Origin of the sequence: Chryseobacterium indologenes, from assembly GCA_016025055.1 — a bacterium.
Classification (GTDB): Bacteria; Bacteroidota; Bacteroidia; order Flavobacteriales; family Weeksellaceae; genus Chryseobacterium; species Chryseobacterium indologenes.
In genome coordinates, this window is sequence record CP065590.1 from 4,292,182 (window position 1) to 4,314,953 (window position 22,772).

Sequence of the window (22,772 nt, forward strand, 5' to 3'; positions counted from 1 at the left end):
CCTTGAAAATAATAAAAAAATGAAAAAAATCTTTTATGCATTACTCCTCATGTTAGGGTTTCAGAGCTTACAGTCACAAGACATCCCGCTATTGGACAGGGCACTTTTTTTTGGAAATCCTGAAATTTCAGGAGGCAAACTGAGTCCTGACGGAAAATGGATTTCTTTTACAAAAGAGTATGAAGGAATCATGAACATCTGGGTAAAAAAAATTGATGAACCTTTTGAAAAAGCACGCCCCCTGACAGATAGCAAAAGACCGTTGAACGGATACTTCTGGTCTGATGATGGGAAGTACATCCTGTACGTGAAAGACAAAAACGGTGACGAGAATATGAATATTTTTGCCGTAGATCCAATGGCAAAAGCAACCAAAGGCGTGCCCGAATCAAGAAATATCACACCTCTACAAGAGGTAGCTGCACAGATTTATATGGTCAGTAAAAAAGATCCTGATCTGCTCATGATAGGATTAAATAACCGTGATAAAGCATGGCATGACCTGTATTCTTTAAAAATTTCTACAGGGGAACTGAAAAAAATATTTGAAAATACGAACCGCATCACAAGATATAATTTTGACTGGGATGAAAAACTCAGAATAGTAAATAAAACTGATGAAAAAGGAAATACCCAGTTTCTGTATAAAGATGGAGATCAACTAACGCCGATCTATGAGACATTGGTTACAGAGGAAGCATATATTCCCAGCTGGAACGAAGATAATTCTAAATTCTATCTGGTGACAAATAAAGGAGACATCGATAAGTCTACCCTATTTTTAATGGATCCGAAGACTAAAAAGACGACCAAAATAGAAAGTGATCCCAAAGGAAAAGTAGATTTCGGCAACCTATTTATAGACCGCAACACCAGAAAAATCATTGCAACGTCTTATACCGGTGATAAGACTGAAAATTACTGGAAAGATAAAACATGGGAAGACAATTACAAATTCCTCCAGAATAAATTTCCTGGAAGAGAGATAGACTTCTCCAGTTCTACAAAAGATTATTCTAAATCTTTAGTGACAGCCTGGGGAGATCAATATGCTTCCGAATCTTACTTCTTTGATGCAAAAACCAAAGAGCTGGTTTTTCAGTACACGCCAAGAGCGGAGTTAAAAAAAGTTGAAAAGTATCTTGCTTCTATGACTCCTATCACGTACAAAAGTAGTGATGGTCTTGAAATTCCGGCTTATCTTACTTTACCGGCAGGATCAACGGGCAAAAATGTACCCATGGTCGTTCTCGTTCACGGAGGGCCAAAAGGACCCAGAGATTATTGGGGCTACAACTCTATTGTACAGTTTTTGGCGAACAGAGGTTATGCGGTATTGCAACCTAATTTCAGAGCCAGCGGAGGTTACGGCAAAAAGTTTCAGAATGCAGGAGATTTGCAATGGGGAAAGCTGATGCAGGATGACATCACCTGGGGAGTTAAACACTTGATAGAAAAAGGAATCGCTGATAAAAACAAAGTAGTTATCATGGGTGGAAGCTATGGTGGCTATGCAACATTGGCAGGCTTAGCCTTTACCCCCGAAGTGTATGCTGCCGGAGTAGACATTGTAGGACCTAGTAATCTTTTTACTTTACTGGATTCGGTTCCTGCTTACTGGGAATCTTTCCGGGCGGCATTATACGGAATGGTAGGAGATCCTAAAACAGAAGAAGGTAAAAAACGTATGTACGAAGCAAGTCCTTTATTCAGTGTAGACAAGATCAATAAACCATTATTGATTGTACAGGGTGCCAATGATCCGAGGGTTAAACAGGCCGAGGCAGACCAGATTGTCATTGCTCTTCGTGAAAAAGGTAAAAAAGTGAACTATATTCTCGCAGATGATGAAGGCCACGGATTCCGTAAACCGGTGAACAGTATGGCCATGTATGCTGAAACTGAGAAATTCCTTTCTGAAGTTATCGGAGGAAGATATCAGAAAGATATGCCGGAAAATGTGGCAAAGCGACTGAAAGAAATGACCGTCGACATAAAGTCTGTTACCTATACCCCGGCAAAAGACACCAAAGAACAAAAAGTTTCAAAGTAAGACTCAAATGTATAAAACAAAGCCACTTCAGCAATGAAGTGGCTTTAATTTTTCAAACAAGATGTATGCAAAAGATGTTTGAAACTTATTGTACTATAAATTTAATAGGTTAAGGTAACACCTGCTCCCCAGCCCATTTCATTATCATAATTTCCCGAAAGTGATAACCACTTTTGTACGATATACCTCAATCCGGTTGAAAACTCTCCGTCCGAATTCACACTGAAATTACCCCTTAACCTTCTTGAAAGCGGAATATCTTCCCGGCTCAGTTCCAGCAATACTTTTCCATTTTGGTCGACACTTGCATCAGCAGTAATCAACATAGGTAATACATACTGCATCCCGACTATAAAGGCAAACTTATTTTTTGAAGCTTTCTGTTGTCCAAACCATGTTTTCTTTCCGTTGAAGCTCATTCCCATACCTTCAGCCATCTGCCTTTCCATAATTTCGTGGTTCTTTTGAACCCTGAATCCGGCATATGGAAGCGCCCACTGGAATTTTCCTAAAAATCTACCCACTTTTGCACTTCCTTCAAAATGATCAAAGTTCCAGTTTGAATGAAATTCATTAAGATTGGCCCATCTTGGTCCGAACATCGTCATGGTTTCAGCATGTATTTTATTGCTTGCTACATCCAGCATCGCCATTGAGCTGATCATCTGGTTATCTTTCATAAAATTCTTCCAGGCCAGTTTCCTGTTTGGAAGCTGTGGATTGGGTTTTGAATTTTCATAACTGAATATTCTTCCCATTCCTGCCATCATATGGTATAAAATATGGCAGTGGAAAAACCAGTCTCCATCCTGGTTAGCCGCAAACTCAATCGTTACGGTTTCCATTGGCATAATATCTACTACATTTTTCAACGGAGAATAGTCTCCTTTTGAATTGATAAGCCTGAAATCATGACCGTGAAGGTGCATCGGGTGGCGCATCATGGAGTTATTATACAATTTGATTCTTAAAATCTCTCCTTTTTTAATTAAAATCTTATCCGTTTCAGTTACTGTTTTATTATCAAGGGTCCAAAGATAATGGTTCATATTTCCTTCGAGGGTAAACTTCATTTCACGAAGGCTGTCGGTAGGAAGTATTGTTTTTTCAGGAGATTTTAAAATATTGTAAGAAAGCCTTTTGATGGTTTTCTCTTCTTTCATATCCATCCCTGAGTGCTGAGAATGATCTTCTATCTTGTCTTCCCTGGTTTTTACACCCATCATTTCATTCATATGTTTCATGGTGGTTTTTCTTTGATTTTCAGATAATTCCGGATACATTACCTCGTTCATGTCCATCATCTGATTTCCCATTGTCATATTCATCGGCTTCATATTTCCGCTCATTTCCATCATGCCGTTCATCATTTTCATGCCTTCAAAAAGCATCAGCCTCGGTAAATTGGGGGCTTCCACTTTCTCTCCGGAGCCCAGCCAAAGGGAAGCATGACCGATTCTGTCTTCTGATGTAGCACGGAATTCAAAGCTTTTATTTTCCGGAATGGTAACTTCAATATCATAGGTTTCTGAAACCCCGACAATCAGTCGGTCCACCTCTATCGGAACCACATCATTTCCGTCATTTCCAACTACCTTTATTTTTCCTCCGCCATAATTTAGCCAGAAATAGGTTGATGAACCTCCATTGGCAATTCTTAACCTCACTTTATCACCGGCTTTCAGATTGGAATAATCTGAACTTGGAACTCCGTTGATCAGGAATTTATCGTAGTATACATCACTTACATCCATTGCTTCCATTCTTTTCCATTCATTCAGGGCTTTGGTTCCCAAATTCCCGGACTTGATTGCCTCCCAATAACTTTGCACAGCATTTTTCTTTACAGCATACCAGTCTGTATTGGCCATATGAAGTCTTCTGGCAATCTGCATGGGATCATCATCACTCCAGTCTCCCAACAATACAGGAATCTCTGCATTATATTCAGTTTTCGGTTCCCCTTCTCGTTTCTTGAATACCAAAATACCATTCATCCCTATTTGCTCCTGAAGGGCCTCGTGAGAATGATACCAATAGGTTCCGTTTTGAGAAATTTTAAACTTATATAGATGGGTTTCACCCGGCTTTACAGGTTTTGTGGTTAAGTAAGGAACTCCGTCATGTTCATTGGGCAAAATAACTCCATGCCAGTGAAGTCCGGTATTTTCCTTGAGCATATTGTGCAGATAAATTTCTGCGGTATCTCCTTCTGTAAAGTATAAAGTCGGGGCCTGAAGTTTACCGTTAATCGCCAATGCTCTGCGATTTTTACCTGTAAAATTGACAATCGTGTCTTTGACATATAAATCATAACGAATGGTCTTTCCTCCAAAGGTTACCTTACCGTTCTCTGAATTTCTTTTCAAAGCTCCACTTTCATTGGGTTGCTTCTCTGCAGCAACATGATTATGGTTTTCTTTTTCAACCAGTTCCATTCCGCACTTAGGGCATTTTCCCGGTTTAACAGAAATTACTTCGGGATGCATAGAACAGGTGTAAGCCGTTTGAGATAAAATTTCAGTCTGGCCGGTTAATGTAGTGCCCTGGGCCGATTTTATTTGTCTTATGGCATTTGTCTTTTTAGCTTCTTCAGGCTTCTTTGCCTTTTTAATATCAGCCTTGGTTTTATGGTTTTGGGGTTCTGTCGGCTTTATTTTTCCCTCTGATTTAGGAATCGGTTGAGCAGGTACTGATTGTACTGCAACAGTTTTTTTCACCAAAGACATTCCACATTTAGGGCAGTCTCCAGGTTTTGAAGAGACCACTTCGGAATGCATCGGGCAAGTATAATACGTCTTCGTTGCTTGAGCAAAAGTAAAAACAGAGAATAAAAGTAACAGAAACATTATTATCTTTTTCATAATATTTCGAACTTTTTAAAAGCTGCATAGATTAAAGTAACATTTACATTAACCCATGCAACTGTTTGTTATATAAATAAATACGGTATTTATTTAATTTCTGACTTTACGCTTCCGCATGAAAGCATGGATTTACCATAGTATGGATTAGCAATCTGCTTTTCATTGCTCAACCAGCTTGCATCAGCCATTGGGCAATATTGTACATATACAGGTTTTTCAGACAGCTTAAATTGTTTTGTCAACGCGATCATATTATCAGAAAGATTCATAAAATTTTCTCTCTGAGCTGTAACAGTTCTGGCTTCGGAAATTGAAGACGCATCTTTTCTAAGAATGTTAAGATTACCTTCGGAGACCTGTTTATAATCAATAGTTGAAGCGGTTTTGATAAACTCTGTAGCGGCTTTTGAAGTTTTATCTGCATCATCTGAAGCTAATGCTGCTTTAATAGCAATATAGTTCTGATACAATTTGGAAACCTGGGCATCTTTTTTTAGACTGCGCTGAAAGTGAAATAACTGAGAATAAAGATAATGCTGCTGTAATGATATACTTTTTCATTGTTGTAAATTTTAGAATTAATTTTTTAAATAGAGAATAATTAAGCACAAAGGAATATGCGCCAGAACATGTCGTCATTGTACCGATATGATGTTCATACCAACAACGACTGACGAATTCTAAATTCTAAAATTACAATGATTGATGTAGATAGGTACCGGCCGGAATTCCGGCGGTGCATTGATCTGGATCTGAGTGAATTTGGTAGCTGAAAAAGACCTATCAATAAAAGCAAACTGGTGCTTCACCGGGACTTCTGAAATCTGCCCTAAAAACTCAAGATGTAGCAGATCTGATTTTTGGGAATCATCAACTTTTACAATTTTGATTTCTGTTTTGCAGCATTCCTTTTTATTTTTAACGCCACATTTTCCACAGATATCATCTGCTTTCTGACTTACAGAAACCAATTCTTTCATGCAATAGTGAATGCTAAAAGCCGCTCCGGAAGAAAACCCGAAGTAGAAAATAGAAAACAATATGGCAAGAATCTTTTTCATTGGTAGAACAAAGTTAAAAATATCAGTGAGATCATTGTTATAAAATTTGGTAATGTTGTTACAAAATTCAGGAAACAGAATAAAACTTCAATTTTAACAGACTCAGGATTTGGTACATCAGTTTTAATAAATTTACAAACAGTTTCATGATAAGAACAAAAAATTTTCAGAAATTAACTTTTCAATAGTTCTCATTGGCTCCTCAATTACGCTTTTTCATTTTAATAATCTCTTTGGATTATAAACGCTTCTGAAATTCTTTTCATCCCAATTTTATCGTAGAAATTTAATGCATCTTCTGAAGAATGGAGAATTATTTTACATTCTTTTCCTGCATGTTCTCTTGTTATTTCAATTAATCTTTTTCCAATATTTAAATGCCTAAATTCTTTGTTCACACAAATATCAGATAGGTAACAACAATAGCTAAAATCGCATAATGACCGGGCAATACCTACTAATTTATTTTCTGACCAGGCAGATACAACAAGATTTGCATTATCAAACATTTTCTGTAAACGAAGGTCATCATTCATATTGCTAATTGGTAAATAATCGGACATGAAAAACAGATCTTTAATTGTTTTAATTTCTATCTTTTCGTTTATTTTAAATATAATATTGCTCATATCATTTTTACTAACCTTCAAATTTACATATTCCATCAATATAATATATACCTTTACATTTATAAATTAACTAGTTTAAAATCAATCAATTGTTGTTATTATAATGTACATCTTGAAAAATAGGAGTTGTCTATATCAGAAAAACCATAGTTATAAAATTCCGGGCAAATAAAATCCTCTGAATTGTTTTTCAGAGGATCTTTTTATGTTTTATCTACCCGCAGATAATTCTGATTAAGTAAACTTTACAGTTTAAATTCTAACTTCACATTAAAGAAACGTCCTGTAAGGCGAACCGGAACAGGATACATATAATTGGTATTGTAATCTGTTACCCATTGGTTGGCAACTGTATTATTAATATTAAATGCATTGAAAACCTGAACTCCTAATGTCAGCTCCTGGAAATTTCCCCAGAAACCGGACGCTTTATTTTTATTTTTCGGATCGATAAATACTTTCGTTAGCCCGATATCTACCCTTTTGTAAGCAGGTAATGTCTTCTGATAAGTATATGCAGAATTAAAGTCAGGTTGCCCGTTGCTGTCAAACATTACAGGAGCTCCCGTAGGTAATCCCATTGCATAGACCAGTGTAAGGTTAACTCTCATTGATGGAAACTGCGGCATATAATCCTGATAGAACATTGCAAACCTGAAACGCTGATCGGTTGGTCTCGGAATATTTCCTTTTCCATCAATATTCTCATATACTCTGGCATAACTGGCAGATAACCAGGAATCTACCCCGGGAACAAACTCTCCGAATAAACGGGTATCAATTCCATAGGCGTATCCTTTAGAATTATTCTGTCCTGAATACCGGATTCTTACATTATCCATATAATAAGGAATCAGGTTATCCATCTTTTTATAATAAAGTTCTGTGGTAAGCTTAAATGGACGGTCATACATCTGAAACTCATAATCATTGGCAAGAATCAACTGTATGGAACGCTGTGATTTTATATTGAAATTGAAGTTCCCATCCAGGTCTTTAATTTCCTTATAAAAAGGTGCCTGATAATAAATTCCTCCTGAAAGCTTAAATAACATATCGCTATCCCAGTCCGGTTTTATGGCAAACTGAACTCTTGGGGAAAAAATGGTTTCTTTATTGAAACTCCAGTTGGCTACACGTACCCCGGCATTCACAAATACCTTGCTGGCTCCCCAGTAAAACTTCTGGGAATATTGTGCATAAGCAGACAGTCTTGTAGGTTCAATATTGTTTCTTCCTGCAATATAATAAGCCAGCTTGATGTCTCCGGTGGCACCTGTTCTCGGATCGATAACTTCCGGTCTCGGAAGGCTGTATCCTGCAGAATCAATTAATTTCCATTCATTGGTAAAGTCTTTCAGATTTTCTTTTTCATATTTAAATCCGACTTCAATATCAGTATTTACATTAGGTGAAAATTTTGCCCTGAACTGAGTTCCGTAGGTTCTTACAAACAGATCATTCCGGGCATGTTCTATCTGTCCGCCGGTATCAAATGATGAAACCGGTTCTTTGGTTACAGGATCAAAAGTCTGCAGTTCGTATCCGGATTGTATCGAATAGTATTCTCTTTCCCTGTTCTGATAAGCGAACGCATCCAATGTAAGTTTCCAGTTATCCGCCGGCTTATAATTCATTGAAAACGTTCCCATCATATTTTTGTACTTGTCATTTTCTTTACCATCATACCCGATATTAACAGTAATGGGCTGCTGAAGGCTTCCAAATGTAACACTTTTGTACTTGGGAATCATCTCATAATCATTCTTAGAGTAATAGCCTATGAATGACATGGAGAGTTTATCACTGACATGGTAATTAAGGTAAGACTGAAAATCCCAATAGGTAGGATTAAAGTCTGTATCTTCCTTTAATGTATTGAGAACAAGGTTGGTATTTCTATATCTTCCTGAGAATAAAGCGGTAAACTTTTTGTTTTTTGACGCAAGGCCTGTTGTAAGTCTTCCTCCGATTAAACTCGCTTCTCCTGAAACCTCAAATTTTTCAGGTTCACGGTAATAGATATTTAAAGCAGAAGACATTTTATCACCATATCTGGCTTCAAATCCTCCTGCTGAGAAATTCACTGTTGAGACCATATCCGGATTAATGATACTCATCCCCTCCTGTTGAGAGTTTCTGATCAGGAAAGGTCGGTAGATTTCAATATCATTAATGTAGATAAGGTTTTCATCGTAGTTTCCACCACGTACCATATATTGGGATGAAAGCTCAGTATTGGAGTTTACAGAAGGTAAGGTTTTGATAAGACCTTCAATTCCTCCACTGATAGAAGCCACTGCTTTGGCCTCTTTTGCTGAAATTTTCACGTTGGTAAGGTCGTTGGTTCTTCCTGTCGTTTTTTTCTGGAATACAACTTCCTCTATATCGGTCACTTTAGTGATTACCGTATCTTTTTTCTCTGCTGAGAAAAGAACAGTACGGGAACCAAAAGGCTAAGCGGTAAAACTAGTTTTTTCAAAAGAAATATTTTAGAATTTCTAAAATTAATGTTTTTTTAACAATTACAAAATCGATTCTCTAATTCTCGTTAATTTTTGTAATAAATCTTCTAATAAATCTAATCTTAACATGTTGGCACCATCAGAAAGTGCTGTTTCAGGGGTAGGATGTGTTTCAATGAAAAGTCCGTCTGCCCCCACTGCAATTCCCGCTTTAGCAATCGTTTCAATAAGTTCCGGTCTTCCTCCGGTAACCCCGGAGTTCTGGTTAGGTTGTTGTAAAGAATGCGTAACATCCAGAATGACAGGTGCATATTCTCTCATGGTAGGAATTCCTCTATAATCTACAATCAGGTCTGTATATCCGAAAGAATTTCCTCTCTCGATAATGGCAACTTTCTGATTATCTGAATCTGTTACTTTCTGAACGGCAAATTTCATGGCTTCCGGGGAAAGGAATTGTCCTTTTTCAACGTTACACATTTTCCGGTTTTTGCTGCTGCAACCAAAAGGTCTGTCTGGCGTACTAAGAATGCCGGAATCTGAAGAACATCTACATATTGTGCTGCCAATGCCGCATGCCCATTTTCATGAATATCCGTTGTAGTAGGAATATTGAAGGTTTCACCAACTTTTTTAAGAATTTCAAGAGATTTTTCTTCACCAATGGACGTAAAAGAGTCCACGCGGCTTCTGTTGGCCTTTTTGAAACTTCCTTTGAAAATATAGGGAATATTATATTTGTCTGTGATGGTAATAACTTTCTCTGCAATTCTCAATGCCATATCTTCTCCCTCAATAATACAAGGTCCTGCAATAAGAAAAAAGTTTTTTGAATCTTTGTGCGAAATATTATCTAAATACTGAATCATTTTGTTGTAATTAAAAAGTTCAGTAAAAATACTGAGAAAGTTTTAGAAATGGAAATTATTTGAGAAGAGATCGGATGTAAGGTTGCCGCTTGCAAAAGGCAGCTACCCTATTTTGCTTCTGAGCCTACACTCCTAGTGTAATGACCAAGATTACGGATAACTTTTATAAAGTCTGCGTTATCTGCAAGAGCAAAAACAGGGTAAAATATAAGGTCTGAATCATGATGAAATAGCCGATGGAATTTTGATAAAAAAGAACAGGCTAAAGCCCGTTACCATTGACTTTTTATATTGTAGATAAGAACTACCCCATCTTTTTCAAGACCTTTTCAAATGTATTGATATTCCTGCTGGTAAACTGATCTTTGAGATTTTTCTTTCCGAGCACCTTTCCAAAAGTTGAATCCAGTGTATTTCCTTTCGGAACCTGCCAGTAAAACATATTGTCAACGATTTCCGCCTGCTCGTTGTCTGCCTGTGCGGCTTTTTGAAACTCTTCCATCAAAACATTTTCTACTCCCGGGATCCCGACAAAAGCATAAATATGGGCATCATCTTTCTTTTCGAAAGGTATACCGTTCCAGAAATTTCGGGTTTCTTCTTTAGATTTTACAAATAAAAAGGCTTCATAGGCAAAGTGTTCCGACATTGCTTTTTCAAGGATTGATTTTAACTCATCAGCATTTTTGTCGGAAGAGAAAACAATATTCCCGGAAGCCAGCACCGAGCTCACTTCTTTCATTCCCGCTTCTTTAAAAACCTGGCATACATCTGCCATTTTCATATTGGTTCCCTTTACATTAACACCGCGGAGGAAAGCACAGTATTTCATAAGTTTGAGAGATTTGAGTTTTGGTTAGAGAGTATTAGTGAGAGAATTCCTCAATAATCACTTTTGACTTTAATACTCTTTAGTTTTTTAATCAATTCTAATATATAGATTATAGTCTGTTCCCGAAGGTTTCAGATGGTAAATTTTTTCCAGCATTTTATAGTCACTGTACAGGTGATCTTTTACCCTGAACTCCTTTAATATTCTATAATGGGTCTGATAATAAAGAGCATCAGCGGTGTTTCCTTCGTACAGGTTTTTATAGGAGAGAAGGTACTTTGGTTTTCTGGTTTTTACCGTATTGATCCAATAATTCTTTTTGTCTTTTTTGATTTCTTCCTGAACCTGTTTATCTACCAATCCTACCTCATCAATGGTTTTTAATCCTGAAAAGTAAGGTACATAGCCGGCTGGTTCCAGTAAAATCCATTGGTTTTTGTCCTTTTCATATTGGTTTAAAAATACTCCGATTGTTCTGCGGTAATTCCATTCTCCGTTTCCGGTTGCAATGGCATGAATGGTCTGAAAAGCCAGCATAGGAAGAATATAAAATATAGCCAGTAATGAAAGCCATAGATTTCTTTTCTCTTTCTGTTCCAGCACAAATATCAGTACAGGTACAAAAGGAGAAGCTGGGGAACCCAGTAATACCAGTCGAATAAACTCTTTTGCGAGATAAAAATAATCTGCTTTGCCCATCCGAAAATGAAAATTATCCATAGGAAATAATTCCTGTTTTGTCTCTGTCTTACTAAGTAAATAAAACAAAGTAATTCAAAAATCAATACGATAATGGTTACCGGATTAAAATTGCCCGGAACTTTCAACATTCCCCAGAAGTTTCCGAAACTTATCAGGAAGTAATCTATGTTTTGCTGAAAGGTAAAGCTCTGCTCATACAAGAGTTTCTTTGCAGTAATGGTATTATTCACAAGTTCTCCGAAGTAGAACCAGTTAAAAGCAACGGTAATTAAAACGCCCCAGATCCCGCCAAAGACGTAATTCCATCTTATTTTTTTGTTCCAGAATACATCTACAAGAAATACGATTCCTAAAAAGATGACCGTATCAATCCTGGTGAACATAATGAGAACCGGAAAAAGGGTCAAAACCCATTTTTTCCCTTTATGAAAGCCATAATACAAGAGACACATTTCCAGAAAAAACAAAATTCCGTATTCCATTCCGAGGATGGAAATTTTAATGGACGGTGGAAGGATTCCTATTAAAAATATAAAAACAGCCTTTTGTAAAGGATTTTTAAGAACCAAATGAGACAACAGTAATGTGCCTATGGTGAAAAGCACTGAATTGAAAATTAAGAGTGGCTCAATAAAGTTTTCTTTGCCAAAAACCAGATTGAAGAGATAAGACACAAAAACATACAAATGAGTAGTAGAAGCCGATATTTTAGTATCACCATTGAAGCCTATTACTCCGTAATCCAATAGATTCTGGGCAACTCTCCAGGTGATAAAAGCATCTTCCTGAATATAATGTGTTAATAAAAAAGAAGTTTAACAACAACTGTAAAAATTACAGCATAAATTGGGAACTTTTTGTTCTTTGTGTCAACCATTATGTATTTTTAAGTTTCACAAATATAGTCTTAAAATTCAGTATTCCCAATAATAAAAAAACGGAACCGAAGTTCCGTTTTAAAAGTCTTTTATTGTGTTGCTTTGATTATTGCTGAAGTAATCTGATTTTCTTTTTCTTTTGAATAGGTAGAATCAAAAGGCTCCATGACATCAAACATATATTGGTAGAAAGGGGTGATTTTCTGAACCTCTTCAGATTCTTTCATAGCTTTCTCTTTGCCCATCTGCTGCAGATCTTTTACAAAAGCATTGAACTTTTTATCAATCGGCTCGATGGATTTAACCAGATAAGCATACGCTTTTTCTTTCTGTCCGATTCTGGTATAAGCATCGGTAACGGCTGCTACAACCAGAGAATATTCCATCGGTTTCGTTCTCATTTGTCTTCTCAGGTAGCTTTGATCTGATTTTGAAAGGCTGAAATAATAGTCGTACTCTTCAAAAATTCCTTTTTTAAGTACTTCTGCCAACTGAAGACCTTTCTGCTCCTGACCTGCGATAATATATCCTGATACAATAGAGCTTAGCGAGCGTGGATCATTATATTTCTCAGCCGGAATTTCTTTTGCAGCAAGATCCAATAATTCCAACGCTTTTGCTTTCTGTCCGCTTAATGCCAACGCAGAAGCAGCTCTGCTTGCTGACATTCTGTAGCTGATAATATTTGATGTAGCCGTTTCGTCAAAATGGGCATTTAGATCTTTAAAGTTCCCCCATCTGAAGTTTTTCACCACATTATAAAGAGAATTGGCATCTACTCTTCCCATATCTCCATCAGCAGTCTGAGGGGTATGAATTGGAATCAGTCTGTAACTGAAACCGTCAAACTGAAGATATTCATTAAGGTAGAAAATATTTTCGCTGTCATAAATTCCTCCTGAAGAGAAGTTAATAGGACGCTTCCAGTCAAAGTTTGCCAACATATCCAGTAAGATCAGATTGTTTTTGTACAATGTGTTTCCTTTGTAAGTAATCATAATCTGATTCACTACATTCGGAAGATCCGCCTGATTGATGATTCCTGCTTTTAAAGCATTTTCTTTATTAACAGGAAGAATAAATTTGTTGACAGGAAGAATGTTATATTTTTCATATTTCTCTTCTCCGAAATACATCTTCAAAAGCTGATCTTTTTCAGGAGATTTGAATTTGATAAAATCAATAGCTTGTTTCAGTGTCAGAGAGTCTTGGGTAAGATATTTTCTGAATGACTGGAATTCTGTTTCAGGAGCTCCCTGTTCTTTCAGCATAGAAAAAACGCCTTTCCAATCCTCTTTTTTCATCATATAGATCTGGTCGTTGACGCCATCTCTGTAATCTTCATGAGTCAGCTGACTTGGAATTCCCATCGCGTTATAGGTTCTTCTCTTCACCTGATCTAAGTTCCATGGTGTAGAGGCCAGTGTAAAGTTAACCACCTTTACATCATCTCTGAACCTTTCCGTTTCCTGGATGGCCCAAACCGGATAAGTATCATTATCTCCGTAAACGAATAAAATATCATTTTTCGGCAATGATTTCAGTACAGAATAGGCATAATCATAAGCAGTATATCTGTTACTTCTGTCATGTACATTGTAATTCTGGAAGCCCATCATAAATGGAACTCCTAATAATACAACACCTAAAGCGATATTCGCGCCGTTAGATTTTATTTTAGATTGAAGAAACCATAGAATAGCTCCTGCCCCCAATCCGATCCAGATCGCAAATGCATAGAAGGAACCTACCATTGCATAATCTCTTTCTCTTGGTTCAAATGGTTTTACCCCTGTATAGAAAATAATTCCGACACTTGTTATAATGAACAATGATAATAGGGCGTAGAATCTTCCAAAATCTCTGTTCAACTGGAAAAAGAATCCTATTAAACCTAAAATTAAAGGAAGGAAGAAGAATTTTACCGTACTTTCATTTTTAAATTTAGCAGGCATTTTATCCTGATTTCCTACAATCGCATTATCAATAAAAGGAATACCGGAAATCCAGTTTCCGTTGGTACTTTCCATATTCCCTTCCAGGTCGTTTTGTCTACCTACGAAGTTCCACATCAGGTATCTTACAAAATAATATCCGTTCTGGAAAGAAATGAAATAATCCATATTCTGAAGCAATGAAGGCTTCTGAACATTGATCAGGTTATAAGGTTTTACTTTCAAATAGTCTGCTGCCGTAATCGACTTGTCTTCATACTTTGCTCGCAATTCATCAAAAATCTGCTTAGCCTGTGGATTATCTGCCACATCTTCATTAGCATAATTGAATGTAAAATCAGGAGCTCCATACATTGAAATATAATTAGCCATTACACTCTTATCCTCATTAAACATTCTAGGCATCAGGCTTATCTGAGACTTGCTGAATACATAATTGAAACGGTCTCCTGTTTTTCTATACGTTCCGGTTTTCTCATCTTTTTCATAGATTTCACCGGTTTTCTGTGTTTTAAAACTTCCGTCTTCATTCTTTTCGATTCCGTTTGCATCAAGGAATGCCGTGTAATTCTGCCCGTAAATAGTCGGCCAGTCACCATACTGTTCCCTGTTGTAATAATCCAGCATACCAATTGCCGTATCCGGGTCATTAAGGTTCATCGGCGGATTAGCATTGGCTCTGATAGGAATCACCATCCAGCAAGAAAAACCAATAATCATAAATACCACTGACAAAGCCGCGGTCTGATAAAGTTTTTTCTTAGCTTTTCTCGCATATTTAATAATAAAATAACAGATCGCAGTCATCAGAATAAACGCTGCAATTGTTCCTGAATGGAAAGGGAGTCCGAGACCGTTGACAAAGAAAATTTCCAGTCTTCCGAACATGGTCATAATTAAAGGGAAGATAATTTTAAAAACAACAATCAAAATTCCCAATGTAATAAGGTTGGCCCAGATGAAGTTCTTCCAGGTAAACTTATAATTTCTTGCATAGTATACAAGACATACCATAGGAGTTGCCAGCATACACATCATGTGTACCCCAACCGAAAGTCCCAAAACAAAGAAAATAAGAATAATCCATCTTTCACTGTCTGCTGCCTGATACTCATTTTCCCATTTCGTAATCAACCAGACCAAAAGAGCGATGAACATTGAAGCCATCGAATAAACCTCTCCCTCTACTGCAGAGAACCAGAATGTATCCGAAAATGTGAAGCACAATGCTCCCACTGCTCCGGCAAATAAAATAGAGATTTCCTGATGTTTCGTAATTTCTTCGAAATCTTTGTTTAAAAGTCTTCTCACCAAATGAGTGATCGTCCAAAACAAAAATAAAATAGTCAGCGCGCTGAACAATGCAGACATCGCGTTGATTACGATGGAATAATGTTCGCCATTTCCTAATGCAAACATGGCTGCCACAGCACCCACAATCTGGAATAATGCTGCCCCGGGAGCGTGCGTTACTTCAAGTTTTACTGCAGAAGAAATGTACTCGCCACAATCCCAGAAACTGAAATTGGGTTCTATTGTGGACAAGTACGTGAAAAACGCAATGACGAAAATCACCCATCCTAAAACGGTGTTCCATTGCCTAAAAGTCCAATTTTTCATAGTATTAAATCAATTATGCGAAAATAGGGCTTTTATATTATTTTATGTTGGTTTTAACAAAATTTAAAAAATTGGCGTGGAATTTGCGATTATACTCGTGCTAAAACTATAAACCTGAAAATAAATTTTTACAAAACGGGCGTCTAGAAATCAAACAAAAGTTTAGTAATTATTTATTTTTTTGTATTTTTGCAGTCAGATTTTTATTGAAAATAACAAATAATGAGTAATGTTTACGATAATATCCTTGGCCTAATAGGACACACTCCTATGGTGAAGCTAAATACTGTCACAAAAGATATTCCAGCAACCGTTTATGCCAAGTTAGAATCATATAATCCTGGACATTCCACCAAAGATCGAATCGCTCTTCATATTATAGAAAACGCAGAGAAAAAAGGCTTATTAAAAGAAGACTCTGTAGTTGTAGAAACTACTTCAGGAAACACTGGGTTTTCTATTGCGATGGTATGTATCATCAAGGGATATAAATGTATTCTCGCTGTTAGCGACAAAACCAAACCGGAAAAAATTGCCTATCTGAAGGCATTGGGAGCTACTGTATACATATGTCCTGCGAATGTACCGGCGGATGATCCGAGATCATACTATGAAGTGGCTAAAAGGATCGCACAGGAAACACCGAATTCCATTTATATCAACCAGTACTTTAATGAGCTCAATATTGACGCCCATTATCAGACTACAGGTCCTGAAATCTGGGAACAAACAGAAGGAAAGATCACTCACCTTTTTGCTTGTACCGGAACAGGAGGAACACTATCGGGTTCAGCGAAATTTTTGAAGGAAAAAAATCCGGATATTAAGATTATCGGAGTTGATGCAGATGGATCAATATTGAAAAGCTATCACGAAACAGGAGAAATTCATAAGGAAGATGTACATCCTTATCAGATTGAAGGAATGGGAAAAAACCTGATTCCAGCCGCTCTTCTTTTCGACAAGGTAGATGAGTTTGTAAGAGTAAATGATGAAATGTCTGCGTACAGAACCCGTGAAATTGCTTTGAAAGAGGCTATTATGGGAGGTTATACAACCGGAGCCGTAACGCAGGGACTTATACAATATGCACAGTCTCATGAATTGACTGAAAATGATGTAGTCATTTTAATATATCCTGATCATGGCTCAAGATACATCACCAAAGTATACAGTGATAAATGGATGGCCGAACAGGGATTTGTCAACAACTGTGTTCACAATTACGACGAAGTTTTCAAAACAGAGTTTATCAAATAAGAACAAATAAAATCACGATATAAATAAAGCCTTTTGCGTGTTCTACAAAAAAGGCTTTTTTACTTAAAAATTACGAAACAATGTTGGATATTTTTGAAAGAATAAAAGAAAATCCAGGACCACTTGGACAATTTGCAGATTATGGAGAAGGATATTTTATCTTCCCTAGATTGGAAGGTCCTATCGGCCCTAGAATGCAGTTTCAGGGTAGAGAAGTAATTTTCTGGAGTGCCAATGATTATTTAGGATTATGTAACCATCCTGAAGTAATAGAAGCGGATGCAAAAGCGGCTGCAGAATATGGAATGTTTTATCCGATGGGAGCAAGAGCGATGTCCGGAGAGACAGACCAACACCTTCAGTTGGAAAGAGAATTGGCAGATTTTGTACAAAAAGAATCAGCATACTTACTGAATTTCGGTTATCAGGGGATGGTTTCTACCATTGATGCTCTGGTAAGCAGAAATGATGTCATTGTTTATGATATGGATTCTCATGCCTGCATCGTAGATGGAGTGAGACTTCATTCAGGGAAGAGATTTACCTATAAGCACAATGACATGGAAAGCCTTGAGAAAAACCTTCAGAGAGCAACGAAAGTAGCGGAAGAAACAGGAGGAGGAATCCTTGTGATCACGGAAGGAGTTTTCGGAATGAGAGGACAGCAAGGTAAGATCAAAGAAATTTGTGACCTTAAATCAAAATATCAGTTCAGACTTTTAGTAGATGACGCCCACGGATTCGGAACACTTGGTAAAACAGGTGCCGGAGTTGGTGAAGAACAGTGCTGTAATGATCAGATTGATGTCTACTTCTCTACTTTTGCAAAGTCAATGGCCGGTTTCGGAGCCTTCCTTGCAGGAGATAAAGAGATTATCAGATATCTGAAATTCAACCTGAGATCACAAATTTTTGCGAAGTCTCTTACGATGCCGATGGTAATCGGAGGTTTGAAAAGACTGGAACTTTTAAGATCCAGACCTGAGATCAAAGCTAAGCTTTGGGAAAATGTAGACAAATTACAGAATGGGTTAAAGGAAAGAGGATTTAATATTGGAGATACCAATACGTGTGTGACTCCGGTCATGATGCAGGGAACTCCGGTAGAGGCTACTCTTCTTGTAAAAGATTTAAGAGAAAACTTCGGGATCTTCACATCGGTCGTTGTATACCCTGTGATTCCGAAAGGAATGATTCTTTTAAGATTAATTCCTACAGCTTCTCATACCGATGCCGAGATTAATGAAACACTGGCAGCCTTTGAAGCGATTCACGATAAATTAGTAAGTGGTTACTATAAAGAGCAGGAGCAATTATTACTGCAGGAACAGGGATTAAGTTTTAAACCGATTTAATTCATACCATACAAAAAACCACTGATTGATTCAGTGGTTTTTTTATTTTAAAAACTATAAAAGCTATTAAAACAAATGAAACTTAGAGGGTATATACTGGGCGTTTTATCAGCCGTTTCTTATGGATTGATTCCTATTTTTATCCTGCCCATCAAGCAGGCTCATTTTTCGATGGATATTACACTGTTTTACAGATTTTTCTTTTCAGCACTGATGTTGGGTGGATATCTGATTTATTCCAGACAAAATTTCAGGATCAATAAAAAAGAGGCTTTGATCTTGGCTATTTTGGGAATATGCTATGCCCTTTCCTCTGAATTTTTGTTTTTAGGATACGATTTTCTTACCCCCGGAATTGCCTCCACAGTTCTGTTTATCTACCCTATCATTGTAGCGTTGATCATGTTCTTTTTTTATAAGGAGAGGCTTACCAAATTATCTGTAGGGTCATTGCTTCTTGCCTTTATAGGGGTTATCATTTTATGTTTAAAAGGCAACGGATTCGAAATTAATTTTGCCGGACTCGGGATTGTCATGCTCAGCTCATTATTTTATGCGCTGTATATGGTGATTGTCAATAAATCCCATCTTAAAGTTTCAGGGTTTAAGCTGACTTTCTATTCAATGCTTTTTACCTCCCTGTTTTTTATGACCAAATCTTTTATAGGCCATGAATCATTTGTTATTCCTTCAACCACTATCTTTTTTAACTTTCTTATTTTTGCTTTTCTTACTACAGTGATATCCAGCTTATGTCTGGTATATGCTATTAAAAATATCGGTTCTACACCGGTAGCTGTTTTGGGAGCACTGGAGCCTGTAGTGGCGGTCATGGTAAGTGTATGTATGTTTAACGAAAAATTCACCTTCAATCTGTTGATCGGGATCACCCTTATTTTACTGGGAGTTATCCTGAATGTTATTTCTGATCGTAAAAATACGGCTCATGCTTAAATAGTAAACTATGCAGAGGTTACAGCAAATAACGAAGGAGCAACTATATCTCTATTTAAAAAATCAATCAGAAAATTTCTATTCTGTCGTTTCTTCAGCACTTGATTTTACAATTTTCGGAGAACAGTCTTCAGATGATGAGGATCTTTCCGAATTTCTTGAAATGCTGGATAAAGAAACTGCAGAAAAAATAAGAGCAGTATCTTCACAACCCGATGAAGGCAATCTTCATACAATTGTTCTGGCACAAAATGAAAGTTCGACCACTCTGGATATAGTGTCTGAGGATGATGAGGGATACAAAATTATCCTTCTTGGCAAGGATCTTGATCTCTCTGAAAATCTCTTTGTAGAAGAATACACGGTTCTGATTGTCATGGGAAATATAAAGGCTGAAAATATCGTGGTCAACGGTTCCCTTTACTGCTCCGGAAGCCTGTCCTGTTCCGTATTATTTGGAGCATCGGGTAATGATAATGAAACATATGTTGAAGAAAATATATCCTCAGATCTTATTGCTGAAAATGGACATTATACGGTAGCTGAAGGGAGTATCCATTCGAAATATTTAATAAGCCTTCACAATGAGATTCAGGGAAAAGCCGGAAGATTTGTTGAAAACATACGTCTGGATGGCTTCAATGACCCGGAAGTTCTGTCGGATAAAATTTTGGATGAAAATGGCTATTTCCATGAAGGCTATTTTCTTGAATTTATCCGTAATAATACTCCCGATGCTGTATTTAAATAATTTTTGTTCAGGATAAAATAAGCTAATTTTTTTACATCTATGAATACAGTGATATACGGAAGAAATTGTTTGGCATATAAGCAAGTCTGTATAACAATATTTCAACCCTGTATATAATCAGGAGCAAAAATTTTTTTCTGAAAAAACTTTGGAATAACTTTGCAAAAAATTTCTGTTGAAAGACCTGCTTCTTATTACTCCGCCTTTTACCCAACTTAATACTCCTTATCCTGCCACTGCTTATATTAAAGGATTTTTAAATACCAAAAATATTTCAAGCTATCAGGTTGATTTGGGGATTGATGTTATTTTGGAATTATTTTCAAGAGACGGACTTGAAAAGGTTTTCAGTATGAAAACAGACCCCGCAAATGCATCTGAAAATTCCCGGAGAATCTTTGCATTACGGGAAGAATATTTAAAAACGATAGATCAGGTTATCCCCTTCCTGCAGGGAAAAACACCTACATTGGCAAGACAGATCTGCAGCATGAATTTTCTTCCGGAGGCTTCCCGTTTCAACCAGTTGGATGATATGGAATTCGCTTTCGGGAATATGGGTTTACAGGATAAAGCCAAACATCTGGCAACATTATACCTTGAGGACATCTCTGATTATATTGTTGAGAATATGGATGCAGACTTCGGCTTCAGCAGATATGCAGAGCGTCTCGGAAAAAGTGCGAACTCTTTTGATGAATTATATTCAAAATTATCCGGTGAACAGACATTTATCGATGATTTTACTTTAAAAATTCTTCGTGAAAAAATAGAAGCTGTGGAACCAAAGCTTGTCTGTTTTTCCGTTCCGTTCCCAGGCAATTTATATTCCGGTTTCAAATGTGCCCAGTTTATAAAAAAGAATTATCCTCACATTAAAATTGCTATGGGAGGAGGATTTCCTAATACAGAATTAAGGGAAGTACAGGATCAGAGGGTTTTTGAATTTTTTGATTTCATCACATTGGATGACGGTGAAGTTCCGCTCGAGCTTCTTTGTGATATTGTAGTGCATTCCAAAGAAAATCCTGAATATAAAAGAACTTTTTTGCTTGAAGATCAGCAAGTCGTTTATAAAAACAATTCAAAAAAACACGATTATAAACAAGCAGATATCGGAACTCCGGATTACACCGATTTGAAGCTGGATCAATATATTTCGGTCATTGAAATTGCCAATCCTATGCACAGCCTGTGGAGTGACGGACGATGGAATAAGCTCACCATGGCCCATGGCTGCTATTGGGGAAAATGTACTTTCTGTGATATCTCGCTGGATTATATTAAGATCTATGAACCTGTTTCTGCCAAAATTCTTGTTGACAGAATGGAAGAGCTTATCAAAACAACCGGCGAAACAGGTTTCCATTTTGTAGACGAAGCTGCACCTCCGGCTCTGATGAGAGAGGTTGCTCTGGAGATCCTACGAAGAAATCTTGTCGTTACCTGGTGGACGAATATTCGATTTGAAAAAAGCTTCACGAGAGATCTTTGTTATCTGTTAAAACTTTCGGGTTGTGTTGCTGTTTCCGGAGGACTTGAAGTAGCCAGTGACAGACTGTTGAAATTAATCGACAAAGGAGTTTCCGTAGAACAGGTTGCCAAAGTGACCAGAAATTTTACCGAAGCAGGTATTATGGTACACGCGTATCTGATGTATGGCTACCCTACCCAAACTGTTCAGGAAACAGTGGACTCTTTAGAAATGGTCCGCCAGATGTTTGAAATGGGAATTCTCCAAAGTGGATTCTGGCATCAGTTTGCCATGACTGCCCATTCACCGGTCGGGATGAGTCCTGAAGATTTCGGGGTCGTTCCGGTAAAACAGGAAATTCACTTTGCCAACAATGATATCGATTTTAAAGATAAAACCGGAATCGACCATAACAAATTCAGTTTCGGCCTCAAGAAGTCTCTTTTTAATTATATGCATGGAGTGAATTTTGAAATGTCACTCCAGGAATGGTTTGATTTCAAAATTCCGAGAACAAATATTCATCCCGACTATATTCACGATTGTCTTTTAGAAGAAAATGAATTTGTTTTTAAAGGAAATTCAAAAATTGTTTTTTTAACCAAAAACGTAATCGCTGAGAATCGGATAAAAAATAAAAAGAAATATTCCGGTGCGTATAGCCTTCTGACATTCCACTTAAAAACCAATATTGTAACGGTGGAACTTGAGCAGGAAAAGGCTGAGTGGCTGATGAAAATTCTGGAAGAACATGCCATTGAAAATTTAAAAAAACCTACAGTTCAGCAACTTAAAAATAATTTTGAAGAAAATTTTGAAGATTTTGAGTTATTTTGGTTTTCGAAACCCATGCAGCAATTGAAAGAAAATGGGGTGATTTTAAGTTTATAAAACCGGTTAGTTTTTTCTCAAGGATTTTTGAAAACTCGCTTTTTTTCTGAAACGGCTATAAATTTCTGTCATTCCGTAGGAATATTTTATGTTTTGGCTAAAGCCAATGAATGTGGAATTCTTATGTAAACGGGCTAAAGCCCGTTTCTAATGATG

12 protein-coding genes and 3 pseudogenes are annotated in these 22,772 nt (G+C 37.0%); 6 read left to right on the plus strand and 9 right to left on the minus strand.

Going from position 1 to position 22,772, the window contains the following annotated elements:
• Positions 1–19: 19 nt before the first annotated feature.
• Positions 20–2,053: a S9 family peptidase gene (locus H3Z85_19805; protein QPQ51494.1), complete on the plus strand. Its 2,034-nt coding sequence runs from the start codon at positions 20–22 to the stop codon at positions 2,051–2,053.
• A gap of 101 nt (positions 2,054–2,154) precedes the next feature.
• Here H3Z85_19805 and H3Z85_19810 read toward each other — a convergent pair whose 3' ends face one another.
• The 9 genes and pseudogenes from H3Z85_19810 to H3Z85_19850 all read right to left on the minus strand — a co-directional run bounded on the left by H3Z85_19810 (position 2,155) and on the right by H3Z85_19850 (position 15,931).
• A complete protein-coding gene (locus H3Z85_19810) occupies positions 2,155–4,902 on the minus strand; it encodes a multicopper oxidase domain-containing protein (protein ID QPQ53957.1) in 2,748 nt (915 codons plus the stop codon).
• A gap of 104 nt (positions 4,903–5,006) precedes the next feature.
• Positions 5,007–5,481, minus strand: a pseudogene (locus H3Z85_19815) (DUF3347 domain-containing protein).
• Positions 5,482–5,600: 119 nt separating this feature from the next.
• Positions 5,601–5,900, minus strand: a complete 300-nt coding sequence (locus H3Z85_19820; GenBank protein QPQ53958.1) for a hypothetical protein — start codon at positions 5,898–5,900, stop codon at positions 5,601–5,603.
• Positions 5,901–6,202: 302 nt separating this feature from the next.
• A complete protein-coding gene (locus H3Z85_19825) occupies positions 6,203–6,610 on the minus strand; it encodes a GNAT family N-acetyltransferase (protein ID QPQ51495.1) in 408 nt (135 codons plus the stop codon).
• 245 nt (positions 6,611–6,855) lie between these two features.
• A complete protein-coding gene (locus H3Z85_19830) occupies positions 6,856–9,015 on the minus strand; it encodes a TonB-dependent receptor (GenBank protein ID QPQ53959.1) in 2,160 nt (719 codons plus the stop codon).
• A 120-nt stretch (positions 9,016–9,135) separates the two neighbouring features.
• Positions 9,136–9,944, minus strand: a pseudogene (gene kdsA, locus H3Z85_19835) (3-deoxy-8-phosphooctulonate synthase).
• A gap of 304 nt (positions 9,945–10,248) precedes the next feature.
• Positions 10,249–10,776: a DUF1697 domain-containing protein gene (locus H3Z85_19840; protein ID QPQ51496.1), complete on the minus strand. Its 528-nt coding sequence runs from the start codon at positions 10,774–10,776 to the stop codon at positions 10,249–10,251.
• A gap of 87 nt (positions 10,777–10,863) precedes the next feature.
• Positions 10,864–12,355: pseudogene (locus H3Z85_19845) on the minus strand (hypothetical protein).
• A 90-nt stretch (positions 12,356–12,445) separates the two neighbouring features.
• On the minus strand, positions 12,446–15,931 hold the full coding sequence (locus tag H3Z85_19850; protein QPQ51497.1) for a DUF2723 domain-containing protein: 3,486 nt from the start codon (positions 15,929–15,931) through the stop codon (positions 12,446–12,448).
• A gap of 222 nt (positions 15,932–16,153) precedes the next feature.
• Between H3Z85_19850 and H3Z85_19855 the strand changes: the two genes are divergently transcribed.
• The 5 genes from H3Z85_19855 to H3Z85_19875 all read left to right on the plus strand — a co-directional run bounded on the left by H3Z85_19855 (position 16,154) and on the right by H3Z85_19875 (position 22,616).
• On the plus strand, positions 16,154–17,191 hold the full coding sequence (locus H3Z85_19855; protein QPQ51498.1) for a cysteine synthase family protein: 1,038 nt from the start codon (positions 16,154–16,156) through the stop codon (positions 17,189–17,191).
• A gap of 83 nt (positions 17,192–17,274) precedes the next feature.
• On the plus strand, positions 17,275–18,546 hold the full coding sequence (locus H3Z85_19860; protein ID QPQ53960.1) for a pyridoxal phosphate-dependent aminotransferase family protein: 1,272 nt from the start codon (positions 17,275–17,277) through the stop codon (positions 18,544–18,546).
• Positions 18,547–18,621: 75 nt separating this feature from the next.
• Positions 18,622–19,500 (plus strand): DMT family transporter, encoded by an 879-nt coding sequence (locus H3Z85_19865; GenBank protein ID QPQ51499.1) that lies wholly within the window; start codon positions 18,622–18,624, stop codon positions 19,498–19,500.
• A gap of 10 nt (positions 19,501–19,510) precedes the next feature.
• Positions 19,511–20,251 (plus strand): hypothetical protein, encoded by a 741-nt coding sequence (locus H3Z85_19870; GenBank protein QPQ51500.1) that lies wholly within the window; start codon positions 19,511–19,513, stop codon positions 20,249–20,251.
• 175 nt (positions 20,252–20,426) lie between these two features.
• Positions 20,427–22,616 carry a radical SAM protein gene (locus H3Z85_19875; GenBank protein QPQ51501.1) on the plus strand — a complete coding sequence of 730 codons (2,190 nt, stop codon included), beginning with the start codon at positions 20,427–20,429 and terminating at the stop codon, positions 22,614–22,616.
• Positions 22,617–22,772: the final 156 nt, after the last annotated feature.

Excerpts from the sequence above, each read along its gene's own strand:
- H3Z85_19855 (QPQ51498.1), top strand. The coding sequence starts at position 16,154 with ATGAGTAATGTTTACGATAATATCCTTGGCCTAATAGGACACACTCCT.
- H3Z85_19840 (QPQ51496.1), bottom strand. The coding sequence starts at position 10,776 with ATGAAATACTGTGCTTTCCTCCGCGGTGTTAATGTAAAGGGAACCAAT.
- H3Z85_19870 (QPQ51500.1), top strand. The coding sequence starts at position 19,511 with ATGCAGAGGTTACAGCAAATAACGAAGGAGCAACTATATCTCTATTTA.
- H3Z85_19810 (QPQ53957.1), bottom strand. The coding sequence starts at position 4,902 with ATGTTTCTGTTACTTTTATTCTCTGTTTTTACTTTTGCTCAAGCAACG.
- H3Z85_19820 (QPQ53958.1), bottom strand. The coding sequence starts at position 5,900 with ATGAAAGAATTGGTTTCTGTAAGTCAGAAAGCAGATGATATCTGTGGA.
- H3Z85_19865 (QPQ51499.1), top strand. The coding sequence starts at position 18,622 with ATGAAACTTAGAGGGTATATACTGGGCGTTTTATCAGCCGTTTCTTAT.
- H3Z85_19805 (QPQ51494.1), top strand. The coding sequence starts at position 20 with ATGAAAAAAATCTTTTATGCATTACTCCTCATGTTAGGGTTTCAGAGC.
- H3Z85_19825 (QPQ51495.1), bottom strand. The coding sequence starts at position 6,610 with ATGAGCAATATTATATTTAAAATAAACGAAAAGATAGAAATTAAAACA.
- H3Z85_19850 (QPQ51497.1), bottom strand. The coding sequence starts at position 15,931 with ATGAAAAATTGGACTTTTAGGCAATGGAACACCGTTTTAGGATGGGTG.